This window comes from Georgenia thermotolerans (assembly GCF_009193185.1).
Lineage (GTDB): Bacteria > Actinomycetota > Actinomycetes > Actinomycetales > Actinomycetaceae > Georgenia > Georgenia thermotolerans.
On sequence record NZ_VUKF01000012.1, the window covers coordinates 30,368 to 51,183 of the forward strand.

Here is a 20,816-nt window from a genome sequence, read left to right on the forward strand (position 1 = left end):
CGTGGGTCGGTGCGTCCGCCGGCCTCAGGGGCCGGCACGCACGCCCTGGTGCTACTTCTTCTGCTTGACCACCGAGTAGTCGTAGCCGGCGTCGAGCACGGCCAGGTCCCCGGTGGGCAGGTTGGACACCGAGGCGACGAAGTCGGAGCCGGCTCCGTTGGCGCACTTGGTGTCGAACGTGGCGGTGGTGATGTGGTCCCCGGTGTACCGGTAGACGAAGTTGCCCGCGCCGTCGGCGATCTCGCCCGGCGTGGTCCTGCCCGGGGTCAGGTCGCACTGGGAGATGACCTGCAGCGTCCAGTTGTTCTCCTGCGCGCCGGTGGTCTCGATCCAGCCCTCGCCGTCGGGCGAGACCGCGGCCGCCCGGCCGTCGACGGCGACGTCGTCGATGAACCAGCCGGTGTCGAGGTAGGCCGCGTCGCTGGAGTAGCGCCAGCGCAGGTCGGTCGCGCCGGCCGGCACGGTCACCGCGTACTGCAGGTACTGCGGCTCGTCGACGAAGTACGCCCCGCCGGAGGTGCCGGTGAGGCCGTTGCCCTCGGTGTTGTTCCCGTGCGGGTCGTCGTTGCTCGAGACGACCTTGCCGCTGGCGACGTCGGTGACCGGCACGGTCACCCACTCGCCGTCCACCAGGGCCTCGACGAAGCCGTAGTCCCAGCCCTCCTCGATGAAGTGCCAGTTCCAGAAGGTCACCGTCTCCCCGCCGGTGACGGTGGTGTCCAGGCCGAGGAGATGGTCGGACTGGCTGGCGTACCCGCCCCACCAGTGCGTCTCGCCGGTGTGCGGGGCGACGACGGTGGTCTCGTCACCGTCGAACGTCAGGGAGACCCGCGGGCCGGGGTTGCGGAACTTCTCGTAGGAGACGCCGAAGGGCAGCGCGGTGCCGTCGGGCCGGTTGGGCAGCTTGCCCCACTTGGCGCCAGGCAGCGCGCCCTGGTAGTTGCCGCGGCCGTCCCAGAAGACGTCGTTGGCGATGTCCACGGTCCAGCCGCCCGACGCCGCACCGAGGTCGAAGTTCTCCAGGTCGAACAGCGCCGAGTTCTCGTCGTCGAGGTACATCGTCACGGCCCAGTCCTGGAACAGCTCGTCGGCCGAGCGCAGGTGGGCGCCCGTCTGGGCGTTGAACGCGTCGATCGCGTTCTGCACGCCGGCCATGCCGTCGGCCTGCTCGGCGAAGATGAGCTTGATGAGCAGGTCGCCCGCGGTGCCGTCGTACTCGAGGTCCGGCGTCAGGTCGCCGCCGCCGTTGCCGCCGGCCTGCTCCCACAGGTAGGCGAAGTAGCTGAAGGAGGCGCCGTAGTTCTCCAGGCCGCCGCCCCACCGGGTCAGCGAGGTCTCGCGGTGGAAGACCTGCTGGTAGGTCAGGTGGCTGCCGGTCATGTCGTAGCCGTTGAGGAAGGCCGCGACGTCGGCCAGGCCCTCGTCCACCCAGGACAGCTCGCCCGGGTCGGAGTAGTTCATGAGCAGGTGCTCGAGCTCGTGGGCGATGACGCCCTCGTACAGCTCGGGCCGGTCGTTGCTCGGGTCCCCGTCGGTCCACGGCACGGAGGTGGGGTCACCGATGCGGTTGGCCCAGTCCAGCGCGTCGAGCACGATGACGTTCATGCCGAGGGACTGCATGAAGTCCGGCGCGAAGTACCCGGCGGTGTAGGACGTCACCGAGCAGTCGTAGTAGGACTCGTCCTGGACGTTGTAGACCAGGGTGACCAGGGACTTGCTGTCCGGGTCGCTCGGGTCGGCCGACCCCATCTCGCCGAAGTGCGCCTCGTCGACGGCGACGATCTGGTTCTTGAGCTCGTCGCCGAGGTAGTCGATCTGCGCCTGGGTGAGCCGGTAGTCCTCGGCCCCCTTGTCGGCGCACGGGACGAACTCGTCGTCCGGGTTGTGGTCGAAGGCCGGGTCGAGGCTGTCCACGCCGGCCGGGCCCTGCAACGCGCCCTGCGGGACGTAGACGTACACCGGCGTGCCCTCCGCGGTCTCGCCGGCGTAGGCGCGCTCGAAGACCTGGTCGTACGTGCCCCCGGCCTCGGAGTCGTTGATCGGCACGGTGATCGTCGGGTCGCCCGCGCTGCCGCGGTCCACCGGGTCGGCCGCCAGGGCCGGGGCGGTCAGGCCGCCCACCGCCAGCGCGCTGGTCGCCGTCGTCGCCACCAGCGTGCGACGCCATGGCTGTCTCATGTGGTTCCCCCTCTCGACCCCCAGGGGAGGTCGTGTTCCTGTCCGGTCGGGCCGGCCGGGCGCCGATGCCGTGACCAGCCCGCACGAGGCCCCTTTGCCGGGCTTTGGGCTTCGCCGGGCACAACGTAGTACCGGACCGGGGTCGGTGGTGGGAGATTCCGGACGCGTGAAAGGGGCGCCGTCGGGGACCACCACCATGCGGCGACGGTGGCGAGGGCCGCGTGAGGACGCTGCCGGACCGAAAGAACGGGGTGCTACCGGACGGGAAGCGGCGGCACTCCGCCGTTCTTGCGGGCCGGGCCGGACGGTGGGACGCTCACGATGCCGGTGGGCCACAGGGGCGTGGACCGGCCGGGGCGAGCCACGAAGAAGGGGGACGCCATGTCGCAGGACGTCGAGGCGGTCCCGGCGGGGGCGGTCGTCGTCGGGGTGGACGGCACGGACAAGGACCAGCGGGCGGTGCGCTGGGCGGCCGACGAGGCGGAGCGCCGGCGGACCGGCCTGCACCTCATCTACGCCGTCGCCTGGACGGAGTACTCCCGGGTCTACGGCGTGGTCTCGTCCGCGAACCTCGACCGCATCCACGACACCGCCCAGCGCATCGTCGACGACGCCGCCCGCCAGGCGCGCGAGGGGCACCCCGACCTGACGGTGACCAGCGCGGTGGTGATGGAGGACGCGGCCACCGCCCTCGTGCACGCGTCGCGGCACGCCGGGGTCATCATCCTCGGCGCGCGCGGGCTCGGACGCATCGCGGGGCGGCTGCTGGGCTCGGTCTCCCAGAAGGTCACCGCCCACGCGCACGGCCCGGTCATCGTCGTGCGGGACACCGTGCCCGTGCCCGGCGCCCCGGTGGTGGTCGGGGTGGACCCGCTGGACCAGCCCCCCGAGGTGATCCAGTTCGCCTTCGAGGAGGCGCGCCGGCGCGGGCTCGGGGTGCGCATCGTGCACGCCGCCCCGCGGGAGCGGCCCCTGCCGGAGTTCCGCGACGCCGAGGTGGAGCACATGCGGGAGACAGCGGCGGCGGAGGAGGCCAGGGCCGTCGAGCAGCTCGCCGCGGAGTGGTCGGGTCGCTACCCGGACGTGCCCGTGGAGGTGCACGAGGCGCGGCGGCACCCGGTGGAGGCCCTGGTGGAGGAGTCGGCGAACGCGAGCGTCGTCGTCGTCGGCAGCCGGGCCCGCCACGGGCTGGCCGAGCTGCGGCTGGGGTCCGTCGCCCGCGGCGTGCTGTACGAGGCCCCGGTGGTGGCGGTGGTGCGGGTGGAGGCCGCGCAGCCGACGGCGGCCTGACCGTCCCCGCCCGCCGGCACGGCGGGCGGGGACCCGCGCGTCAGCGACGCGGGTCGGCCGGCAGCAGCCGGTGGTCGACCTTCAGCGGCTCGGCGAGCTCGATGGTCAGGAACTCGTTGACGTCCATGACGTCGTCGCCGCGCCCGCCGGTGGCCGGGTAGTTGTTGTCGTTGAGGACGGCGATGGTGCGCTCGTCGAGGATCTCGACGTCCTCGATGGTGAAGTACGGGAAGGTGAACGTCTCTCCCATCCCGCCGACGCCGCCCGGGTCCGGGACGGCCATGAGGTCGACGAGCAGCTCCTTCTCGACATACCCGTCCTGGTCGGTGTCGCGCAGGTCCACGAGGTAGATCCGCTTGAACGCCGCCTCGGCGCCGTCGAGGCTGTCACGCTCGATGACGAGGAGCTCGTGGGCGTTGACGGCGATGAGGTCGCCGAGCGCGTGGTCCGGGGACTCCATCCGGTAGCGCAGGAAGTCCCCGGTGAACCGGGCCCCGCGGGTGGGGTGGAGCCGGACGTCGTAGATGCGCAGGTCGCTGCCCAGCCCGGCGGCCTTGTCCTCGGCGGTGGCGCCCTCGAGCATCGGGTACAGGCGCTGGCCGTTGGGGGAGATCGCCATCCCCTCGAAGCCCTTGGAGTTGGGCAGGTTGGCGACGCCGTCGCCCAGCTCGGGGCTCGACGGCGACTGCACGCCCGGGGTGGGCACCGGCGCGTCGAGCAGGCGGCCCTGGGCATCGGTGTGGAGCAGGTACGGGCCGAACTCCTCGCCGAACCAGAAGGTGCCGTCCGGGGCGATCTGCATCGACTCGATGTCGAAGTCCCAGCCGGTGAGCCGGCGGTCCGCCGGGCAGGTGTAGCCGGCGGGCAGCTCGCCGGCCGCCGCGCAGCCGCCGTCGCGCCAGATCGTCCACGGCACGAGGCCGTCCGGGTCGGAGAGGGTGAAGCCGCCGGGCAGCACCTCGACCTCGCCGGTCGCCAGGTCCGGGCGGATGTGGTGGACGGCCAGCAGGAAGTCCGCGCTGTTGGCCTTGTTGCCGAAGCCGTTGTCGCTCATGACGAGGTAGGTGCCGTCGCCCAGGGCGTGCACCGCGGAGAACCCCTGGACCGGCTGGCCGGGGAACGGCGCGGCCGGGTTGCCGGTGAAGAACCCGGACGGCTCGCTGCCGGGCACGAAGGTGTCGGCGGGCAGGACCGCCCGGCCGGTGAGCCGGACGCCGTCGGGCGCGGCGGCCTGGGCCGCGACGCCCGCGGTGGCGGTGGTCAGGGTCAGGGCGAGGGCGGCGGCCCCGGCCAGGGTGCTTCTGCGCATGGTTCCCCCTGCGGTGATACGGACGGTGTCCGGGGGAGTGCAGCAGAGCCGGGTGGCCCGCCGGTGTCCGGGGCGCGGCACCGGGGTGAACGACGGGCGACGGCGGCCGCGGGGCCGGGATCGCTGGCGCGGACGACGGCGCCCGGGGACGTGCCCGGCTACGGCTCGTGGTGCGCCGGGCGCGTCTCGCGGGCCGGCAGCCAGGCCGCCGCGGCCAGCAGCGACAGGACCCCGGACAGGGCGAACGCGGCGCCGTAGCCGGCGTGGTCGACGAGCATGCCGGCCACGATCGGGCCGAGGATCTGCCCGGCGTCGGTGCACATCTGGAACGTCGCCAGGACCGGGCCGCCGGAGCGGTCCTGCCCGACGACGTCGCCCACGGTGGCCTGCTGGGCGGGGTTGAGCAGCCCGGCGCCGGTGCCGGCGAGCACCGACAGCGCCAGGAGCCAGCCGGTGTCGGGCGCCAGGCCCAGCGCGATGGTCAGCAGGCCGCTGACGACCAGCCCGAGCAGGACGAGGGGCTTGCGGCCACGGGAGTCGGCCAGCCGCCCGGCGACGGTCAGGGCCGCGGCGTTGCCGACGGCGAACGCGGCCAGCGCCGCGCCGGCCGCCCACGAGCCGGCGCCCAGGGCGACGGTCGCGAACAGCGGCACGATCGCCGTGCGCACCCCGAAGTTCGACCACCCGTTGGCGAAGGCGGAGGCCAGGGCCGAGCGGTAGGCGGGCACCGCGACCGCCTCGCGCAGCGTCATCGGCGGCTTGCGCGCCTGCCCGGTCCGTTCGCGCAGCGCCGCCGGGCGCAGGAACACGGCGACGACGGTGGCGGCGAGCACCAGCGCCGCGGCGTAGACGAGGAACGGCACCGCCAGCCCGGCGCCCGCGAGCAGGCCGCCGAGGAGCGGTCCGCCGATGTTGCCCAGGAGGAACGCCGTGCCGTAGGCCGCCGAGGCGCGCCCGCGCGCGGCCGGCGGCGCGAGCCGGACGATGAGCCCCATCGCCGAGACGGTGAACATCGTCGAGCCGATGCCGCCCAGCCCGCGGAAGACCAGCAGCTGGACGTAGCTCTGCGCGAACGCCGTCGCCCCGGTCGACACGGCCACGATGAGCAGCCCGGCGAGGTAGACCGGCCGCTCGCCGAAGCGGCCGACCAGCCGGCCGCCGGCGGGGGCGAACACCAGCCGGAAGAACGCGAAGACGCTGACGACGACGGAGGCGGCCGTCACCCCCACGTCGAAGCTGCGTGCGAACTGCGGCAGGACCGGGGCCACCAGGCCGTAGCCCATGGCGATGACGACGGCCGCGGAGACGAGGACCCAGATCTCGCGGGGAAGTGCGGGGGCGGTGGGCGCGGACGTGCGCGGGGTGATGGCCATGGCTCCGTCGATTATGCGCCGTCGCGGCACGCAATCGTCGCCGCCGCCGGGGGCCCGGCTCAGGGCGCGGGGACCGGCTGGGCCACCTCCTCCTCGACGACGTCCACGAGGGCGACGGCGAGCTGCTCGGCGCGGGCCGCGTCGCCGTCGGCGAGCGCGTCGGCCAGGCGCACGTGGGTGTCGAGGTTCTCCGCGGCGGGGCGCGCCGGGGTCAGCCCCAGCTCGTTGCGCCCGGTGAGGATCGCGGTGATCGTCCCCGCCAGGGTCGCCAGCATCTCGTTCCCGCTGGCCTCCAGCAGAGTGGTGTGGAAGCCGATGTCCGCGGCGAGGAACTCCGGGGAGTCGCCCCGGCCGGCGGCGCCCAGGCGCTGCATCTCCGCGGCGCAGCGGCGCATCTCCTGCAGCTGCTGCCACGTGACCCGCTGGGCGGCGTAGCGGGCGGCGGCGGGCTCGATGCCGCGGCGCAGCTCGGTGAGCGTCTTGAGCTGGAAGGCCTTCTCCGGGCTCTCCAGCCGCCAGCGGATGACCTCGGGGGCGAGCAGGTTCCACTCGTTCGACGGCGTGACGGTGAGCCCGATCTTGGTGCTCGAGCGCAGGAGCCCCAGGACCTCCAGCACGCGCACGACCTCGCGGGCGACGGACCGGGAGATGCCGTAGCGCTCCTCCAGCTGGGCCACGGTGGTGCGGTAGCCGGACGGCACGGCGCCGGTGACGATCGCGCGGCCGAGCTCCGCGAGGACCTGCTGGTGGAGGTTCTTCCCTGCCATGACGTCTTCCTTGCCGCCCCTTGATGCCCCTGTGGGGTATGACACTATCCCACCGCGCGAAAAGTACGCCTAATGGGGCCCGAGTGGGCGCGCCCGCGGCGAGGGCGGCCGCTCCCGGTGCACCGCGGGAGGGCCGCCCTCACCGACCCGGCGGGGTCAGTGCACCAGCCGCCAGGTCAGCGGGTAGCGGTAGCGCTCGCCCCGGTTGGCGGCGACCGCCGCGAGGATCATGAAGACGATCGCGGCGATGTAGTAGAGGAACAGGATGCTGCCGATGCCGAAGGTGATGACCGCGACGATCGAGATGATGACGCCGAGGATCGTCAGGGTGATGTGGAAGTTCAGGGCTTCCTTGGTCTGGTCCTCGACGAACTGGCCGCGGTCCTTGAGCACGAGGTAGCCGATGAGCGGTCCCAGCAGGGGGAAGATCAGCCCGCTGAGGTGGATGAGGGTGGCCCACAGGCGCTGGTCCTGCGGCGACATCGGCGGGGTCTGGTAGCCGTACTGCTGCTGGCCGTAGCCCTGCTGGCCGTACCCCTGGGCGCCATAGCCCTGCTGGCCATAAGCCTGCTGGCCATAGCCCTGGGCGCCGTAGCCGGGCTGGGCGTACTGCTGCTCGCCGGCCCCCTGCTGGCCCCAGCCCGGCTGGCCGTACTGCTGCTCGGCCGCCGGCTGGGCGCCGTAGCCCTGCTGGCCGTAGGGCTGCTGGCCGTAGCCCTGCTCCCCGTAGCCCGGCTGGCCCGGCGCGCCGTAGGCGGCCTGCGCGCCCGCCTGGGCCTGGTCGTAGCCGGCCTGCCCGTAGCCCTGCGCGCCGTAGTCGGGCTGCGGCGCGGCGCCCTCCTGGCCGACGGCGCGTTCCTCACCCGCGGTGGCCTCGCCCGGCGTGGGCTCGCCCGGCGTGGGCTCGCCCATCGCGGGCTCCGGGGCCTGGTAGGACTCGGGGGTCGGGTACGAGGTGCGCTCCTCCGGGGAGACGGGGCCCGGCTGGCCCTCCTCGGCGGATCCCGGCTCGCGCTCGTTCGGGTTGGTCGTCATGATGGTTCACCACTTCACTGACGTCGGGACCGGACAGGGCCGGCGCCTCCAGGATCCCAGCCCGATCGGTCACCGTACAGCCATTTGTGCTGGTGGGACCGCACGGCGCCCGCGCGGCGGGCGGCCCTGGCCTGGCCGGACGCCCCGCCGCGCCGGGAGAGTGCGCCCGGCGGCCCCGGCAAGGGATGTCGGTCCCGACATCTACCCTGGCGACGTGGCCCACGACCTCCCGGCATCCACGCCACCGGCGCGGTGGCCCGGCTTCCCCGACGAGGACGACATCCTCGACACCGTCGGCGGGGCCACCTTCGCGCGCGGGTTCGCCTACGCCCAGCAGGGCCGGGTGCTGTGGAACCACACCGACGCGCGCAGCCGCACCCTCTACGCCGCCGTCGAGGGCTCGAGCCTGCGCCCGTACTCCGTCCTCGTCCAGGTCGGGGGCACGACGAAGCGCCCGCGCTCGACCGGGCACTGCACCTGCCCGGTCGGCACCGACTGCAAGCACGTGGCCGCCGTCCTTCTCGCGGCCCGCTGGGGGATCGGCCTCGGTGGGGACGCCCCCACCGCCGCCGCCGAGTGGGAGCAGGTGCTCGGCGAGGTCGTCCGCCAGGACGCGCCGGTCGCGCACGGGGTGCCCCTCGGCCTCCAGCTCGAGGTGGTCCGCGCGGTGGCGGGCGAGGGCGCCCGCGTGCGCCTGCGCCCCGTCGTGCCCGGGCGCCGCGACAACTGGGTGCGCACCGGCATCTCCTGGGCCGACCTGCGCTACGCCTACACCGACCGCCTCGTGCGCGCCCACCGCGAGGCCCTCCAGGAGCTCTTCCTCGCCCACCGCACCGGCACCGCCTACACCTACGGCGACGTGCCGGTCTTCCTCGACGAGTTCGGCCCGGCGCTGTGGCCCCTGCTGCGCCGGGTCGCCGACGCCGGGGTCGCGCTCGTGCCCGCGCGCGGCGCCGGCCCGGTCCGGCTGGCCGGCGAGCCCGCCCGCGCCGTCGTCGACCTGGCCCGCACCGCCGCGGGGAACCTGGAGGTCACCGCGGCCCTGCGCCTGCCCGCCGACGGCGGCCGCCTGCTCGGGCTCCTCGGCCGGCCCGGGCACGGGGTGGCCGTGGAGGTGCCCGCCGACCGCGGCCCCGCCGGGCTGCTCGTGGCGCCGCTGGCCGAGCCGCTGACCAAGCGCGCCGCCGCGCTGGTCGACGCCGGCCGCGTCGTCGTGCCCGCCGCCGACGCCGAGCGGTTCCTGCGCGAGTACTACCCGGGCCTGCGCCGGGTGCTGCCGGTGGAGTCCACGGACGGCAGCGTCGAGCTGCCCGAGGTCGCCCCGCCGCGCCTGGCCCTGCGGCTGGTCTACGGCCCCGGCCACCGGCTCGACCTGGCCTGGTCCTTCCGCTACGACCTGGCCGGCACCGCCCAGCACGTGCCGCTGGACGACGCCGCCGCCAGCGCCGCCCGCGACGCCGCCGCCGAGGCCGCGCTGCTGCGCGCCCTGACCCTGCCCCCCGACGCGCCCGCCGCGCTGTGGACCCCCGGCCCCCCGCCCGCGCTGGCCGCCACCGCCGCGCTGCGCGGCCTGGACGTCGCCGTCTTCACCGAGGAGGTCCTGCCGGCGCTGCGCGACCAGGGCGTCGTCGTCGACGTCGAGGGGGAGGCCCGGGAGTACCGCCGCTCCGACGCCGCCCCGGTCATCCGCGTCTCCACTCAGGACTCGACGGAGACCGACTGGTTCGACCTGGGGGTCACCGTCGAGATCGACGGCGAGGAGATCCCCTTCGAGCCGCTGTTCGTCGCCCTCGCCCGCGGCGAGAGCCACCTCGTGCTCGACTCCGGCACGTACTTCTCCCTGGACCGGCCCGAGCTCGAGCAGCTGCGCCGGCTCATCGCCGAGGCCGCGGCGCTGGAGGACCGCCCGCCCCACCAGCTGCGCCTGAGCGCCTACCAGGCCGGGCTGTGGGAGGAGCTGCGCGACCTCGGCGTCGTCGAGACGCAGAGCGCCCGCTGGGCCGGGGCCGTCGCGCACCTGCTCGACGGCGAGACCGTCGCGCCCCCGCCGGTCCCGGCCGGGCTCGCCGCGCACCTGCGCCCCTACCAGCTCGACGGCTACCGGTGGCTGAGCTACCTGTGGGAGGCCGGGCTGGGCGGGATCCTCGCCGACGACATGGGCCTGGGCAAGACCGTCCAGACCCTCGCCGCCGTGTGCCGCGCGAAGGAGACGGGCCGGCTCGAGGCGCCGGTCCTGGTCGTCGCGCCCACCAGCGTGGTGGGCAACTGGGCGGCCGAGGCGGCACGGTTCGCGCCGGGCCTGACCGTGCGCGCCGTGACCGAGACCGTGCGGCGGGCCAAGCGGCCGCTGGGCGACGACGTCGCCGGTGCCGACATCGTCGTCACCTCCTACGCGCTGTTCCGGATCGACTTCGCCTCCTACACGGCGCTGCCGTGGAGCGGCCTGGTGCTCGACGAGGCCCAGTTCGTCAAGAACCACCAGGCCCAGACGTACCAGTGCGCCCGCAAGCTGGCCGCGCCGTTCAAGCTGGCCATCACCGGCACCCCGCTGGAGAACAGCCTCATGGACCTGTGGTCGCTGCTCTCCATCGTCGCCCCGGGGCTGTTCCCCGACCCGGCGACGTTCACCGAGACCTACCGCAAGCCCATCGAGCGCGGCGAGGACCCGGCCCGGCTCGCCACCCTGCGCCGGCGCGTCACCCCGTTCATCCGCCGCCGCACCAAGGAGCAGGTCGCCGCGGACCTGCCGGCCAAGCAGGAGCAGGTGCTGCGCGTCCAGCTCAACCCGCGCCACCGCAAGGTCTACCAGCGCCACCTGCAGCGCGAGCGGCGCAAGGTGCTCAGCCTGGTCGACGACCTGGACAAGAACCGCTTCACGATCCTGCGGTCGCTGACCCTGCTGCGCCAGCTCAGCCTCGACCCGGCCCTGGTGGACGAGGAGTACGCCGGGATCCCGTCGAGCAAGGCCGACGTCTTCCTCGAACAGCTCCAGGAGGTGGTCGACGGCGGCCACCGCGCCCTGGTCTTCAGCCAGTTCACCGGGTTCCTCGGCACCATCCGCGCCCGGCTGGAGGAGGCCGGCATCGACTACGCCTACCTCGACGGGCGCACCCGCGACCGCGCCCGCCGCATCGAGCAGTTCAAGGGCGGGGACGCACCCGTGTTCCTCATCAGCCTCAAGGCCGGCGGCTTCGGGCTCAACCTCACCGAGGCGGACTACTGCTTCATCCTCGACCCGTGGTGGAACCCGGCGGCCGAGGCCCAGGCCGTCGACCGGGCCCACCGCATCGGCCAGGACAAGCGCGTCATGGTCTACCGCATGGTCGCCGACGAGACGATCGAGGAGAAGGTCCTGGCCCTGCAGGAGCGCAAGCGGGACCTGTTCGACCGGGTCGTCGACGACGGCGACACCCTGGCCGCGCCGCTGAGCGCCGAGGACATCCGCTCGCTGCTGGTCTCCTGAGCCAGCCGCGCCCCCGCAGCCTCCTCCCGGCGGCGAGACGTCAACTCGGTCGCGAGACGTCAACTTGGTCGCGAGGCGTCATCTCGTGGGGCCCTCGATGCCCGAGTCGGCCCCCTGGCCCGCGAGGGCGTGCCATCGTGGGAGGCATGCGCACGCTCGCTCGACGGGGCGCCGTGGTCGTGCTCCTGGCCGCGGTCGCCGGGTGCGCCGGCAAGGCGTCGCCGCCGCCGGACGTCGCCTACTACCAGCCGTACGAACGCGGCGGGATGGAGGCGCTGCTGACCGGGACGCTGGTGCGACACCACGGGTGCACCTACGTCGTGGACCACACCGGGCAGCGGTGGGTGCCGATGTTCCCCGACGTCGGGCTCGCCTGGCAGGGGGAGGACCTGCACGCCGACGGCCAGGCGTACCGCCTCGGCACGGAGGTGGAGCTGGGGGGCGGGGAGATGGAGCCCTACCCCCGCAGCCTGCCCCGCTGGTGCGACGCCGCCGCGCGGACCTGGCTGGTGGCCTGGACCGGGTCCTCGACCTGAGGCCCCGGACCTGCGTCCGCGGGCGTGAGGTCCCGGCGGAAGTGGAGCGCGGGCCGCTCCCCGTCGCCCACCGGCAAGCTCGGAGGGAGCCCGGGAACCGGGCGGAACCCGGCGCCGGCGAGGACCTTCTGCGACCCCGTGTTGTCCACCGTGGTGCTGGCGAGCAGGTGGGTCAGCCCCAGGCGGGCCGCGCGTCGCACCACCTCGGCGACGGCGCGGCGGGCGTGGCCGCGGCGGGTGTGCGCGGCGCCGATGCGGTACCCCAGCGTCGCACCGCCGGCGGCGAGGTCGACGAGGTTGACCCGGCCCACGATGTCTCCCGCGCCGTCGAGGACGAGCCAGAAGAGTGACGTCCCGGCCCGCTGCTCGGCGAGCAGGGCGGCGTGGCGGCCGGCGAAGTCGCGGAAGTACGCGTCGCCGCGGTCGGGCACCAGGGTGCGGAACCACTCCCGGTTCGCCAGCTCGAAGGCGAGGAGGGGAGCGGCGTGCTCCGGCGCCAGCCGGGCCAGGACCGTCGAGGCGCTCACCGCACGCCCCGGGCGGTCGCCCGGCGCAGCACGACGGTCACCGCCGCCACCCACACGAGCAGCGCGGGCAGCGAGACGTAGAGGAGGGCGGTCAGGGGAGGCGAGGGCACGAGGAACGCCGCTCCGGAGACGGGCAGCAGGACGGCCAGGCCGCCGCCCAGGTGGCGCAGCCAGGCCGGCAGCGTGCCCCGCCCGGCCAGACCGACGACGGCCACGAGCAGCCCGAGCGCGAGCAGCTTGGCGCTGTCCAGCCGGTTGATGAGGTCGAAGGCGGCGTCCGTGGCGGTCACCCGGCCGGCGTCCGCCTGCGCCACGAGGACCGCCATCGCCGCCGCCTGCACGAGCGAGAGCGCCGCGGCGGTCAGGCCCGCCGCGGTGACGGAGCGGCGCAACTGCCGGCCGGGCCGGCCGACGGCGAGGACCCAGCCCGCCAGGGCCAGGCCCGCGACGCCGTGGACGAGCCCCGACTGGAGCAGCGCCGCCCCACCGTGGGCGGCGAAGAAGGCGTGGACCTCCGCCGCGGGCGCGAAGGCCGCCGGTGAGGCGGGGGCGATGACCAAGCCCACCAACCAGGCCGCGAGGTAGACGCCCGCGCTCGCGGTCATCGTCCCGCGCCACCGGGCGTGCGGGACCGCGCCCGGGACGCCGCTGGGAGATGCCGAGGTCTGCGTCCGCCCCGCGCCGGCAAGAGGAGTCATCGACGGGCCTTCCTGGGAGCGCCGTCGTGACGCGGCCGGTGCCGCGAGGTGGGAGACGGCGGGTCTCCGCGCGTCACGGTAGGCCGGGCGACGTCCCGGGCCCTCCTCCGCGAGGCGGACGGCCGGGCGCACCGGTACGCCGCAAGACGGAGACCCGACCGCGTGCCCGTTCCTTGCCGGCGCCGTGCGGGTGCTCGCGTCCCCGGGTCGGCCCGGGGCCGCCCGTCGTCAGGCGACTCGCAGGTCGCACGGGCGGAACAGGGCCGACCCGCCGTCGTCGGTGGTCGCCCGCAGCACGACGACGCGCGCCGCCGGGGACCAGTGCTTGACCTTGTTGACGACCACGACCCGGCCGGGCAGGGACGCGGGGGAGGTGTGGCCGAAGGAGTTGCCGACGACGACGGCGACGGTGCCCACCGGCAGGTGGCGCAGGGCGGCGGTGACGTCGGTGTGGACCTCGTCGGGCCAGGTGGCGCCGACGGGGCGTGGGGTGTGGTCCAGGTGAGTCACGAGGTGACCTCCGGGTGGGACTGTGCAGGCGGCGCGGCACCACGGGGTGCCGCGCCGCCGGCGGGGACGGGCCATCGGCCCGGGTGGGTCAGGCGTTGGCGCCGACGGGGGAGAACTGGCCGGCGCGGACGGCCTCCATGGCCTTGGTCCAGACGACCAGCTGGTCGAGCATCGGCTCGACGGAGGCGGCGGCCGGCTCGGTCGGGGTGAAGATCGAGAAGTTCTCGAAGTCCGTGAACAGGGACATGAGGACGGCGTTGCGCACGTGCGCCACCTGCTGCTCGGAGAGGATGCCGCGCAGGTGCTCGACGGCGCGGGCGCCGCCGGCGGAGCCGTAGGAGACGAACCCGGCGGCCTTGTTGTTGACCTCGGAGGCGAGGTAGTCCAGGGCGTTCTTCAGGGCGCCGGTGATGGAGTGGTTGTACTCGGAGACGACGAAGACGTAGCCGTCGAACTCGGCCATCTTGGCGGCCCAGGCCTGGCCCTCGGCGGACTGGGCGGGGCCCCACGACGGCGGCGTGGGCTCGGCCCAGATCGGCAGGTCGAAGTCGGCGATGTCGACGACCTCGAACTCGGCGTCGGAGCGCTGGTCGGCGATGGACTTCACCCAGCTGGCGACGTTGAGGCTCTGGCGACCTGGGCGGACGCTGCCGGTGACGATGGCGATCTTCGTCATGACTCTCCCATGTTGTGCATCTCGAACGGGCTCGTGCCCGTCGCTCTATGAGAATGCATGAAAGTTCAATCAGATTCCAGCCGGTGCTGTGGCGTCAGTCACGGCGGCCACCAGCGGCGCTCCGCCGTCCAGGGTCGAGGGCCCCTGGCCGCGACGGCGTCCGGAGCCGAGCGGCCAGCCGGCTATCGAACGAGAGCCGTTGACATGTGACCAAAAGGTCACATAATGGAGGGGTGGACGCGGTGTTCAAGGCGCTCGCCGACCCCACGCGTCGGCAGCTCCTCGACGAGCTCTTCCGTCAGGACGGGCAGTCCATGAGCGCGCTCGAGAGGCGCTTCGACATGAGTCGCTTCGGGGTGGCCAAGCACCTCAAGCAGCTGGAGGAGGCCGGCCTCGTCGTCGTCCGGCGGCGCGGCCGGGAGAAGCTCCACTTCCTCAACCCGGTTCCCATCCGCCTCATCCACGACCGGTGGGTGAGCAAGTACGCCGAGCCCTGGGCCGCGGCGCTCAGCGGGCTCAAGACCACCCTGGAGACTCCGATGGAGAAGGTCTTCGAGATCTACATCCGCACCACCGCCGAGCGCCTGTGGGAGGCGATCACCGACCCCGAGATCCGCGCCAAGTACAACTTCGGCGCCCGGGTGGAGTCCGACTGGCAGGTCGGCTCCCCGCTCACGATGGCCAGCCCCAAGGCCGACGGGCCCCTCGGCGACGGCGAGGTCCTCGAGATCGACCCGCCCCGCCGGCTGGTCCACACCCTGCGCGCGCTGTGGGGCGAGGACGTCAAGGAGGAGGGCTTCTCTCGCGTCACCTGGGAGATCGAGCAGGTGGCGGACTCCTGCCGGCTGACCGTCACCCACGACCAGCTGCGCGAGGGCGCCAACGAGCAGCTCTACGGCGGCTGGCCGATGATCCTGTCGGGGCTGAAGACCTGGCTGGAGACCGGCCAGGTGCTCACCACCCCCGGGTCGCTCATGTACGCCTGAGCGGCTCCCGACCGGCACCCGCGGGAGGTCGGCATGGAGCCCCTGATCGACACGCACGTGCACGTGTGGGACCTCACCGGCGGCCCGTACGGCGTCACCTATCCCTGGCTCACCCCGGACTTCGGCGCGCTGCACGCCACGCACACCCTCGACCAGGTCCTCCCAGACATGGCCGGCCTGGGCGTCACCGGGATGGTGCTCGTCCAGGCCAGCGACAGCCTCGCCGAGACCGACGAGCTGCTCCGCGTGGCCGCGACCTCGCCGCTGCCGACGGCGGTGGTCGGATGGCTGCCGCTGGCCGACGCGGCCGCCGCCGAGCGCGAGCTCGCGCGGCGGCCGGACCCCCGCCTCGTCGGCGCCCGCCACCTCATCCACGACGAGCCCGACCCGCGCTGGATGCTCGAGCCGCCCGTCGCCGTCGGCATGGCCATGCTCGAGAGGCACGGCCTCGTCTTCGACGCCGTGGCGGAGCGGCCCGACCTGCTCACCCAGGTCCCGCAGGTGGCGCGGCGCCATCCCCGCCTGACGATCGTCGTCGACCACCTCGGCAAGCCGCCGGTCACCGCACCGTGGCGCAGCGAGGCGGCGGACGAGTGGCGCCGCAACGTCGCCGACGCCGCCGGCTGGCCCAACATCTACGGCAAGGTCTCCGGGCTCGGCACCATCTCCCGCGGGCCCTGGCACGTCAGCCAGTGGCGGCCGTACCTCGAGCACGCGCTGGAGGCGGTCGGCGCGGAGCGCCTCATGCTCGGCAGCGACTGGCCGGTGTGTACCCAGAACGGCGACTACCCCTCGGTCATGGGGGCCCTCCTCGAGCTGCTCGAGGAGCTCTCGCCCGCCGAGCGGCAGGCGATCCGGGCCGGGACGGCCGCCCGCGTCTACGGCGTCGGCGACGGCGCGGCCCGCTCGCCGTAACGGCCGCGCCCCCGGCGTCGCGGCGCCACCCGCGGCCTTCCCCGGCGCGCCGTCGTCCGCGGAGGCGCATCATGGGGTCAGCCCTCGAGGAAGGGGCGGGCGATGACGACGGTCACGGCGCTCGAGGTCCACGACGTCCGCTTCCCCACGTCCCGGGAGCTGGCCGGCTCGGACGCGATGAACCCCGCCCCGGACTACTCCGCGGCCTACACCGTGCTGCGCACCGACGGCGAGCCGGAGGCCGGCTACGCCCTGGTGTTCACCACCGGCCGGGGCACCGACGTCCAGTGCGCGGCCGTCGCGGCGCTGGCGCCGTACGTCGTCGGGCGCGACGTCGCCGAGCTGTGCGCGGACCTCGGCGGCCTCTACCGGCGCCTCACCGGCGACCCCCAGCTGCGCTGGCTCGGGCCGGAGAAGGGCGTCATGCACATGGCCATCGGCGCGGTCGTCAACGCGACCTGGGACCTCGCCGCCCGCCGCGCCGGCAAGCCCCTGTGGCGCTTCATCGCCGACCTGAGCCCCCGGCAGCTCGTCGACTGCGTGGACTGGCGCTACCTCTCCGACGCCCTGACCCCCGACGACGCCCTGGAGCTGCTCGAGCGGGCCGAGCCGGGCCGGGCGGCGCGGGCCGCGGAGCTCGAGCGCGTGGGCTACCCGGCGTACACGACGTCCCCTGGCTGGCTGGGCTACTCCGACGAGAAGCTGGTCCGGCTGTGCGGCGAGGCGGTCGCCGAAGGCTACCGCCTCATCAAGCTCAAGGTCGGGCGCTCGGTGGACGACGACGTGCGCCGGCTCGGGCTGGCCCGCGGCGCCGTCGGGCCCGAGGTGCGCATCGCCGTCGACGCCAACCAGCGCTGGGACGTGGGCGAGGCCGTGCCGTGGATCGAGGCCCTCGCGCCGTTCGACCTGGCCTGGGTCGAGGAACCCACCAGCCCCGACGACGTCCTGGGGCACGCCGCCATCCGCCGGCGCGTCACCGTGCCGGTCTCCACCGGCGAGCACACCCCCAACCGGGTCGTCTTCAAGCAGCTGCTGCAGGCCGGGGCGGTGGACCTCATCCAGGTCGACGCCGTCCGGGTCGGCGGGGTCAACGAGAACCTGGCCATCCTCCTCCTCGCGCTCCGCTTCGGGGTGCCGGTGTACCCGCACGCCGGCGGGGTGGGGCTGTGCGAGCTCGTGCAGCACCTGGCCATGGCCGACTACGTGGCCATCTCCGGGCTGATGGAGGACCGGGCGATCGAGTTCGTCGACCACCTCCACGAGAACTTCGTCGCCCCCGCCGTCGTCGCGCACGGCCGGTACCGCGCGCCGCACGCGGCGGGGATGAGCGCGGAGATGAAACCGGCGTCGGTGGCCGCCCACACCTTCCGCGGGGTCGCGGTGGCCCCCGCGCCCGGGGAGCTGAGATGAGCGAGTTCGAGGGGCTGCGGGCCCTGGTCACCGGCGGGGCGTCCGGCATCGGGCTGGCGACGGCGCGGCTGCTCGCCGCCCGGGGGGCCGCCGTCGCCGTCCTCGACCTGCCGCGCGCGCTCGCGGACGTGCCGGCGCCGCTGCTCGCCGTCGCCGGGGACGTCACCGACGACGCCACCGTGCGAGCCGGGGTGGCCGAGGCCGCGGACCGCCTGGGCGGGCTGGACGTCCTGGTCAACTGCGCCGGCATCGGCGCCCAGGGCACCGTGGAGGACAACGACGACGCCGAGTGGGCGCGGGTGCTCGACGTCAACGTCGTCGGCATGGCCCGGGTGACCCGCGCGGCCCTGCCGCACCTGCGCCGGTCGGCCAGCGCCGCCGTCGTCAACGTCTGCTCGATCGCGGCGACGGCGGGGCTGCCCGAGCGGGCGCTGTACTCGGCGTCGAAGGGCGCGGTCTACTCCCTCACCCTGGCCATGGCCGCGGACCACCTCCGCGAGGGCATCCGGGTCAGCTGCGTCAACCCGGGCACGGCGGACACCCCGTGGATCGGCCGCCTCCTCGCCAGGGCGGCGGACCCCGCCGCCGAGCGGGCCGCCCTCGACGCCCGCCAGCCGCACGGCCGGCTGGTCAGCGCCGACGAGGTCGCCGGGGCGATCGCCTACCTCGCCTCGCCCACGTCCGGCTCGACCACCGGGACCGCGCTCGCCGTCGACGGCGGCATGCAGGGCCTGCGCCTGCGCGCCCCGGCTCACAGCGAGGAGGAGCGGGCCTGAGGAGGGCGCGCCGTCGGCACACTCAACGAGGTCGAGGTTCTGGTTGTGAGGACAGCCAGAACTCCGACCTGACGGACGGCACGGCGGGAAGGAAGACGCGGCGGGAAGGAGGGCTACGGATGCGGGTCGCAGTGCACGTGCGGCTGCGCGCCGGCCGGGAGGCGGACTACGACGCCGCGCACCGGGAGGTGCCCGCGGAGCTGATCGCCGCCATCCGGGACGCGGGCGTGACCGGGTGGCAGATCTGGCGCAGCGGCCGGGACGTCTTCCAGGTCATCGACTGCGAGGACTACGCCCGGCTGCTCGCCGCGCTCGAGCACCTGCCCGTCAACGTCGCGTGGCAGGAGCGCATGGCCACGCTGCAGGAGGTCACCCACGACTACTCGGCGGCGGGGGCCGCTGCGACGGTGCCGCAGGTGTGGGACCTGGGGGCGCTGCCGTGAGGTGCGTCATCGGGTGCGCGGCGCTGGGCGGGCTGTACGCGCCGGTGAGCGAGGCCGCGGCCCACGAGGCCCTGCAGGCGGCCTGGGACCTGGGCTTCCGCGACTTCGACACCGCCCCGCACTACGGCGTGGGCCAGTCCGAGGAGTACCTCGGCAGCTTCCTGGCCGGCAGGCCGCGCGACAGCTTCACCCTCTCCACCAAGGTCGGCCGCCTCCTCGTCGACGACCCCGGCGCCGTCGACGGGACCGACGAGTTCTACGGCACCCCCAAGCGGTCACGGGTGCGCGACTACTCCGCCGAGGGGGTGCGCCGCTCGCTGGAGCAGTCGCTGGGGCGGCTGAGGCTGGACCGGGTCGACGTCCTGTACGTCCACGACCCCGAGGACCATCTGGAGCAGGCGCTGGGCGAGGCGGCCCCCGAGCTGGCGCGGCTGCGCGCGGAGGGCGTCATCACCGGCTACGGGGTGGGCACCAACTTCGCCGACGTGGCCCTTGCCTTCCTGCGCGAGACCGACGCGGACCGCTTCATGATCGCCGGCCGGTACTCCCTGCTCGACCGGCGGGCCGAGCGCACGCTCCTGCCCGCCTGCGCGGACAAGGGCGTCCGGCTCGTGGTGGCCGGGGTGCTCAACTCCGGCCTGCTCGCCGACCCGCGCCCGGGCGCCCCGTTCGACTACGCGCCCGCGCCGGACTGGCTGGTCGCGGCGGCGCGGCGGATGCAGGCGGTGTGCGAGGCCCACGGCGTGCCGCTGCGGGCGGCCGCGCTGCAGTTCCCCACCCGCCACCCTGCGGTCGCTGCGGTGGTCTCCGGCGCCGGCACGGCCGAGCAGGTCCACGACGTCCGCGCCCAGCTCGACGTCGAGATCCCCGCGGAGCTGTGGGCCGAGCTCGACGCCGTCCTGCCCGACCAGGACCGGCTGCCCTAGGAGGGACGTGGTCATGAGGCTGCTGCGCCACGGCGCCCCGGGCGCCGAGAGCCCCGCCGTCGAGCAGGACGGGCGGGCGTTCTCCCTCACCCCGCTCACCGGCGACGTCGACGGTGCCTTCCTCGCCGCCGACGGGATCGCCCGGACCCGGGAGGCGCTGGCCGCGGGGCGCCTGCCCGAGGTGGACCTCGCAGGGCAGCGCCTCGGCCCCCCGGTCGCCCGGCCCTCCGCCATCGTGTGCGTGGGGCAGAACTACGCCGCCCACGCCCGCGAGTCCGGCGCCGAGCCGCCGGTCACGCCGATCCTCTTCCTCAAGACGCCCAACACCGTCGTCGGGCCCCACGACGTCGTCGAGATCCCGCCGGGCAGCACCAGGACGGACTGGGAGGTCGAGCTCGCCGTCGTCATCGGCCGGCGGGCCGCCGAGCTGGCGACGCCGGAGGACGCCCTCGCCCACGTCGCCGGGTACACGATCGCCAACGACGTCTCCGAGCGGGCCTGGCAGCTCGAGCACTCCGGCGGGCAGTGGTCGAAGGGCAAGTGCGCGCCCACCTTCAACCCGCTGGGCCCCTATCTCGTGCCGGCCGACGAGGTCGACCCGGGTGCGCTGCGCATCGGCTCGGCCGTCAACGGCGAGACGCGCCAGGACTCCACCACCGCCGACATGATCTTCCCCGTGCCCTACCTCGTCTGGCACATCAGCCAGTACCTCACCCTCGAGCCCGGCGACGTCATCGACACCGGCACCCCCGAGGGCGTGGCGCTGTCGGGGCGCTTCCCCTACCTGAGGGCCGGGGACGTCATGACGCTGCGGATCGAGGGGCTGGGGGAGCAGCGGCAGGTGCTGCGCCAGCGCTGAGTGCGGCTCGTCCCTGCCGACCCCGTACTGAGGCTGAGATGCGCACGTGAACATCGGGTGTCACGCTGGGGGAGTTCAGGGGCGCGACCGGGCGGACCTGGATCCATCCCTCGGGCCGGCTCCCGGTCCATGCCATGAC

Annotated in this window: 19 protein-coding genes; 10 read left to right on the plus strand and 9 right to left on the minus strand. The window is 74.4% G+C overall.

Translation table 11 applies throughout. From position 1 onward, the window contains the following. Window positions 1-51 precede the first annotated feature (51 nt). Entirely contained in the window at window positions 52-2,178 is a 2,127-nt protein-coding gene (locus GD970_RS07390; RefSeq protein WP_152202249.1) for a M6 family metallopeptidase, read from the minus strand. Between the two features lie 381 nt (window positions 2,179-2,559). Between GD970_RS07390 and GD970_RS07395 the strand changes: the two genes are divergently transcribed. Continuing rightward, window positions 2,560-3,468 carry a universal stress protein gene (locus GD970_RS07395; protein ID WP_170297301.1) on the plus strand — a complete coding sequence of 303 codons (909 nt, stop codon included), beginning with the start codon at window positions 2,560-2,562 and terminating at the stop codon, window positions 3,466-3,468. 40 nt (window positions 3,469-3,508) lie between these two features. Here the strand turns inward: GD970_RS07395 and GD970_RS07400 are convergent, their stop codons facing one another. From GD970_RS07400 to GD970_RS22460, 4 genes are all read right to left on the minus strand, one after another. Beyond that, window positions 3,509-4,777 carry an esterase-like activity of phytase family protein gene (locus GD970_RS07400; protein ID WP_152202251.1) on the minus strand — a complete coding sequence of 423 codons (1,269 nt, stop codon included), beginning with the start codon at window positions 4,775-4,777 and terminating at the stop codon, window positions 3,509-3,511. 158 nt (window positions 4,778-4,935) lie between these two features. Then, window positions 4,936-6,150: an MFS transporter gene (locus GD970_RS07405; RefSeq protein WP_152202252.1), complete on the minus strand. Its 1,215-nt coding sequence runs from the start codon at window positions 6,148-6,150 to the stop codon at window positions 4,936-4,938. Between the two features lie 59 nt (window positions 6,151-6,209). Further along, window positions 6,210-6,917 (minus strand): FadR/GntR family transcriptional regulator, encoded by a 708-nt coding sequence (locus GD970_RS07410; protein ID WP_152202253.1) that lies wholly within the window; start codon window positions 6,915-6,917, stop codon window positions 6,210-6,212. A gap of 156 nt (window positions 6,918-7,073) precedes the next feature. Then, window positions 7,074-7,952 (minus strand): DUF4870 domain-containing protein, encoded by an 879-nt coding sequence (locus GD970_RS22460; RefSeq protein WP_152202254.1) that lies wholly within the window; start codon window positions 7,950-7,952, stop codon window positions 7,074-7,076. 214 nt (window positions 7,953-8,166) lie between these two features. Here GD970_RS22460 and GD970_RS07420 point away from each other — a divergent pair, with 214 nt between their 5' ends. Together GD970_RS07420 and GD970_RS07425 are read left to right on the plus strand one after the other, a co-directional pair. Then, window positions 8,167-11,415 carry a DEAD/DEAH box helicase gene (locus GD970_RS07420; RefSeq protein ID WP_226925218.1) on the plus strand — a complete coding sequence of 1,083 codons (3,249 nt, stop codon included), beginning with the start codon at window positions 8,167-8,169 and terminating at the stop codon, window positions 11,413-11,415. Window positions 11,416-11,561: 146 nt separating this feature from the next. Further along, window positions 11,562-11,951, plus strand: a complete 390-nt coding sequence (locus GD970_RS07425) for a hypothetical protein (protein WP_152202255.1) — start codon at window positions 11,562-11,564, stop codon at window positions 11,949-11,951. Here GD970_RS07425 and GD970_RS07430 read toward each other — a convergent pair. From GD970_RS07430 to GD970_RS07445, 4 genes are all read right to left on the minus strand, one after another. Next, entirely contained in the window at window positions 11,873-12,478 is a 606-nt protein-coding gene (locus GD970_RS07430) for a GNAT family N-acetyltransferase (protein WP_152202256.1), read from the minus strand. The two genes, GD970_RS07425 and GD970_RS07430, sit on opposite strands and share 79 nt — an antisense overlap. After that, a complete protein-coding gene (locus GD970_RS07435; protein WP_152202257.1) occupies window positions 12,475-13,083 on the minus strand; it encodes a hypothetical protein in 609 nt (202 codons plus the stop codon). Before GD970_RS07435 ends, GD970_RS07430 begins: the two co-directional genes overlap by 4 nt. A 321-nt stretch (window positions 13,084-13,404) precedes the next feature. After that, a complete protein-coding gene (locus GD970_RS07440) occupies window positions 13,405-13,686 on the minus strand; it encodes a hypothetical protein (RefSeq protein ID WP_152202258.1) in 282 nt (93 codons plus the stop codon). Between the two features lie 88 nt (window positions 13,687-13,774). Beyond that, window positions 13,775-14,362, minus strand: a complete 588-nt coding sequence (locus GD970_RS07445; protein WP_152202259.1) for an NADPH-dependent FMN reductase — start codon at window positions 14,360-14,362, stop codon at window positions 13,775-13,777. A gap of 233 nt (window positions 14,363-14,595) precedes the next feature. Between GD970_RS07445 and GD970_RS07450 the strand changes: the two genes are divergently transcribed. The 7 genes from GD970_RS07450 to GD970_RS07480 all read left to right on the plus strand — a co-directional run bounded on the left by GD970_RS07450 (window position 14,596) and on the right by GD970_RS07480 (window position 20,677). Further along, the gene (locus GD970_RS07450) at window positions 14,596-15,348 is read left to right on the plus strand and encodes an ArsR/SmtB family transcription factor (RefSeq protein WP_152202260.1); all 753 of its coding nucleotides are present in this window, start codon (window positions 14,596-14,598) and stop codon (window positions 15,346-15,348) included. A 33-nt stretch (window positions 15,349-15,381) separates the two neighbouring features. After that, a complete protein-coding gene (locus GD970_RS07455; RefSeq protein WP_152202261.1) occupies window positions 15,382-16,263 on the plus strand; it encodes an amidohydrolase family protein in 882 nt (293 codons plus the stop codon). A 102-nt stretch (window positions 16,264-16,365) separates the two neighbouring features. Next, a complete protein-coding gene (locus GD970_RS07460) occupies window positions 16,366-17,673 on the plus strand; it encodes an enolase C-terminal domain-like protein (RefSeq protein ID WP_152202262.1) in 1,308 nt (435 codons plus the stop codon). Then, window positions 17,670-18,449: an SDR family NAD(P)-dependent oxidoreductase gene (locus GD970_RS07465; RefSeq protein ID WP_152202263.1), complete on the plus strand. Its 780-nt coding sequence runs from the start codon at window positions 17,670-17,672 to the stop codon at window positions 18,447-18,449. The genes GD970_RS07460 and GD970_RS07465 overlap by 4 nt, the downstream gene beginning before the upstream one ends. Window positions 18,450-18,568: 119 nt before the next feature. Further along, window positions 18,569-18,892 carry an L-rhamnose mutarotase gene (locus GD970_RS07470; RefSeq protein ID WP_152202264.1) on the plus strand — a complete coding sequence of 108 codons (324 nt, stop codon included), beginning with the start codon at window positions 18,569-18,571 and terminating at the stop codon, window positions 18,890-18,892. Then, on the plus strand, window positions 18,889-19,818 hold the full coding sequence (locus GD970_RS07475; protein ID WP_226925219.1) for an aldo/keto reductase: 930 nt from the start codon (window positions 18,889-18,891) through the stop codon (window positions 19,816-19,818). Before GD970_RS07470 ends, GD970_RS07475 begins: the two co-directional genes overlap by 4 nt. Window positions 19,819-19,831: 13 nt before the next feature. Then, window positions 19,832-20,677, plus strand: a complete 846-nt coding sequence (locus GD970_RS07480) for a fumarylacetoacetate hydrolase family protein (RefSeq protein ID WP_152202266.1) — start codon at window positions 19,832-19,834, stop codon at window positions 20,675-20,677. The last annotated feature ends 139 nt before the right edge of the window (window positions 20,678-20,816 follow it).

What these genes read in the sequence shown, in the direction of transcription:
- GD970_RS07480 (WP_152202266.1), top strand. Translation starts at nt 19,832, where the DNA reads ATGAGGCTGCTGCGCCACGGCGCCCCGGGCGCCGAGAGCCCCGCCGTC.
- GD970_RS07445 (WP_152202259.1), bottom strand. Translation starts at nt 14,362, where the DNA reads ATGACGAAGATCGCCATCGTCACCGGCAGCGTCCGCCCAGGTCGCCAG.
- GD970_RS07390 (WP_152202249.1), bottom strand. Translation starts at nt 2,178, where the DNA reads ATGAGACAGCCATGGCGTCGCACGCTGGTGGCGACGACGGCGACCAGC.
- GD970_RS07400 (WP_152202251.1), bottom strand. Translation starts at nt 4,777, where the DNA reads ATGCGCAGAAGCACCCTGGCCGGGGCCGCCGCCCTCGCCCTGACCCTG.
- GD970_RS07405 (WP_152202252.1), bottom strand. Translation starts at nt 6,150, where the DNA reads ATGGCCATCACCCCGCGCACGTCCGCGCCCACCGCCCCCGCACTTCCC.
- GD970_RS07435 (WP_152202257.1), bottom strand. Translation starts at nt 13,083, where the DNA reads ATGACCGCGAGCGCGGGCGTCTACCTCGCGGCCTGGTTGGTGGGCTTG.
- GD970_RS07425 (WP_152202255.1), top strand. Translation starts at nt 11,562, where the DNA reads ATGCGCACGCTCGCTCGACGGGGCGCCGTGGTCGTGCTCCTGGCCGCG.
- GD970_RS07395 (WP_170297301.1), top strand. Translation starts at nt 2,560, where the DNA reads ATGTCGCAGGACGTCGAGGCGGTCCCGGCGGGGGCGGTCGTCGTCGGG.
- GD970_RS07470 (WP_152202264.1), top strand. Translation starts at nt 18,569, where the DNA reads ATGCGGGTCGCAGTGCACGTGCGGCTGCGCGCCGGCCGGGAGGCGGAC.
- GD970_RS07460 (WP_152202262.1), top strand. Translation starts at nt 16,366, where the DNA reads ATGACGACGGTCACGGCGCTCGAGGTCCACGACGTCCGCTTCCCCACG.
- GD970_RS22460 (WP_152202254.1), bottom strand. Translation starts at nt 7,952, where the DNA reads ATGACGACCAACCCGAACGAGCGCGAGCCGGGATCCGCCGAGGAGGGC.
- GD970_RS07455 (WP_152202261.1), top strand. Translation starts at nt 15,382, where the DNA reads ATGGAGCCCCTGATCGACACGCACGTGCACGTGTGGGACCTCACCGGC.
- GD970_RS07410 (WP_152202253.1), bottom strand. Translation starts at nt 6,917, where the DNA reads ATGGCAGGGAAGAACCTCCACCAGCAGGTCCTCGCGGAGCTCGGCCGC.
- GD970_RS07465 (WP_152202263.1), top strand. Translation starts at nt 17,670, where the DNA reads ATGAGCGAGTTCGAGGGGCTGCGGGCCCTGGTCACCGGCGGGGCGTCC.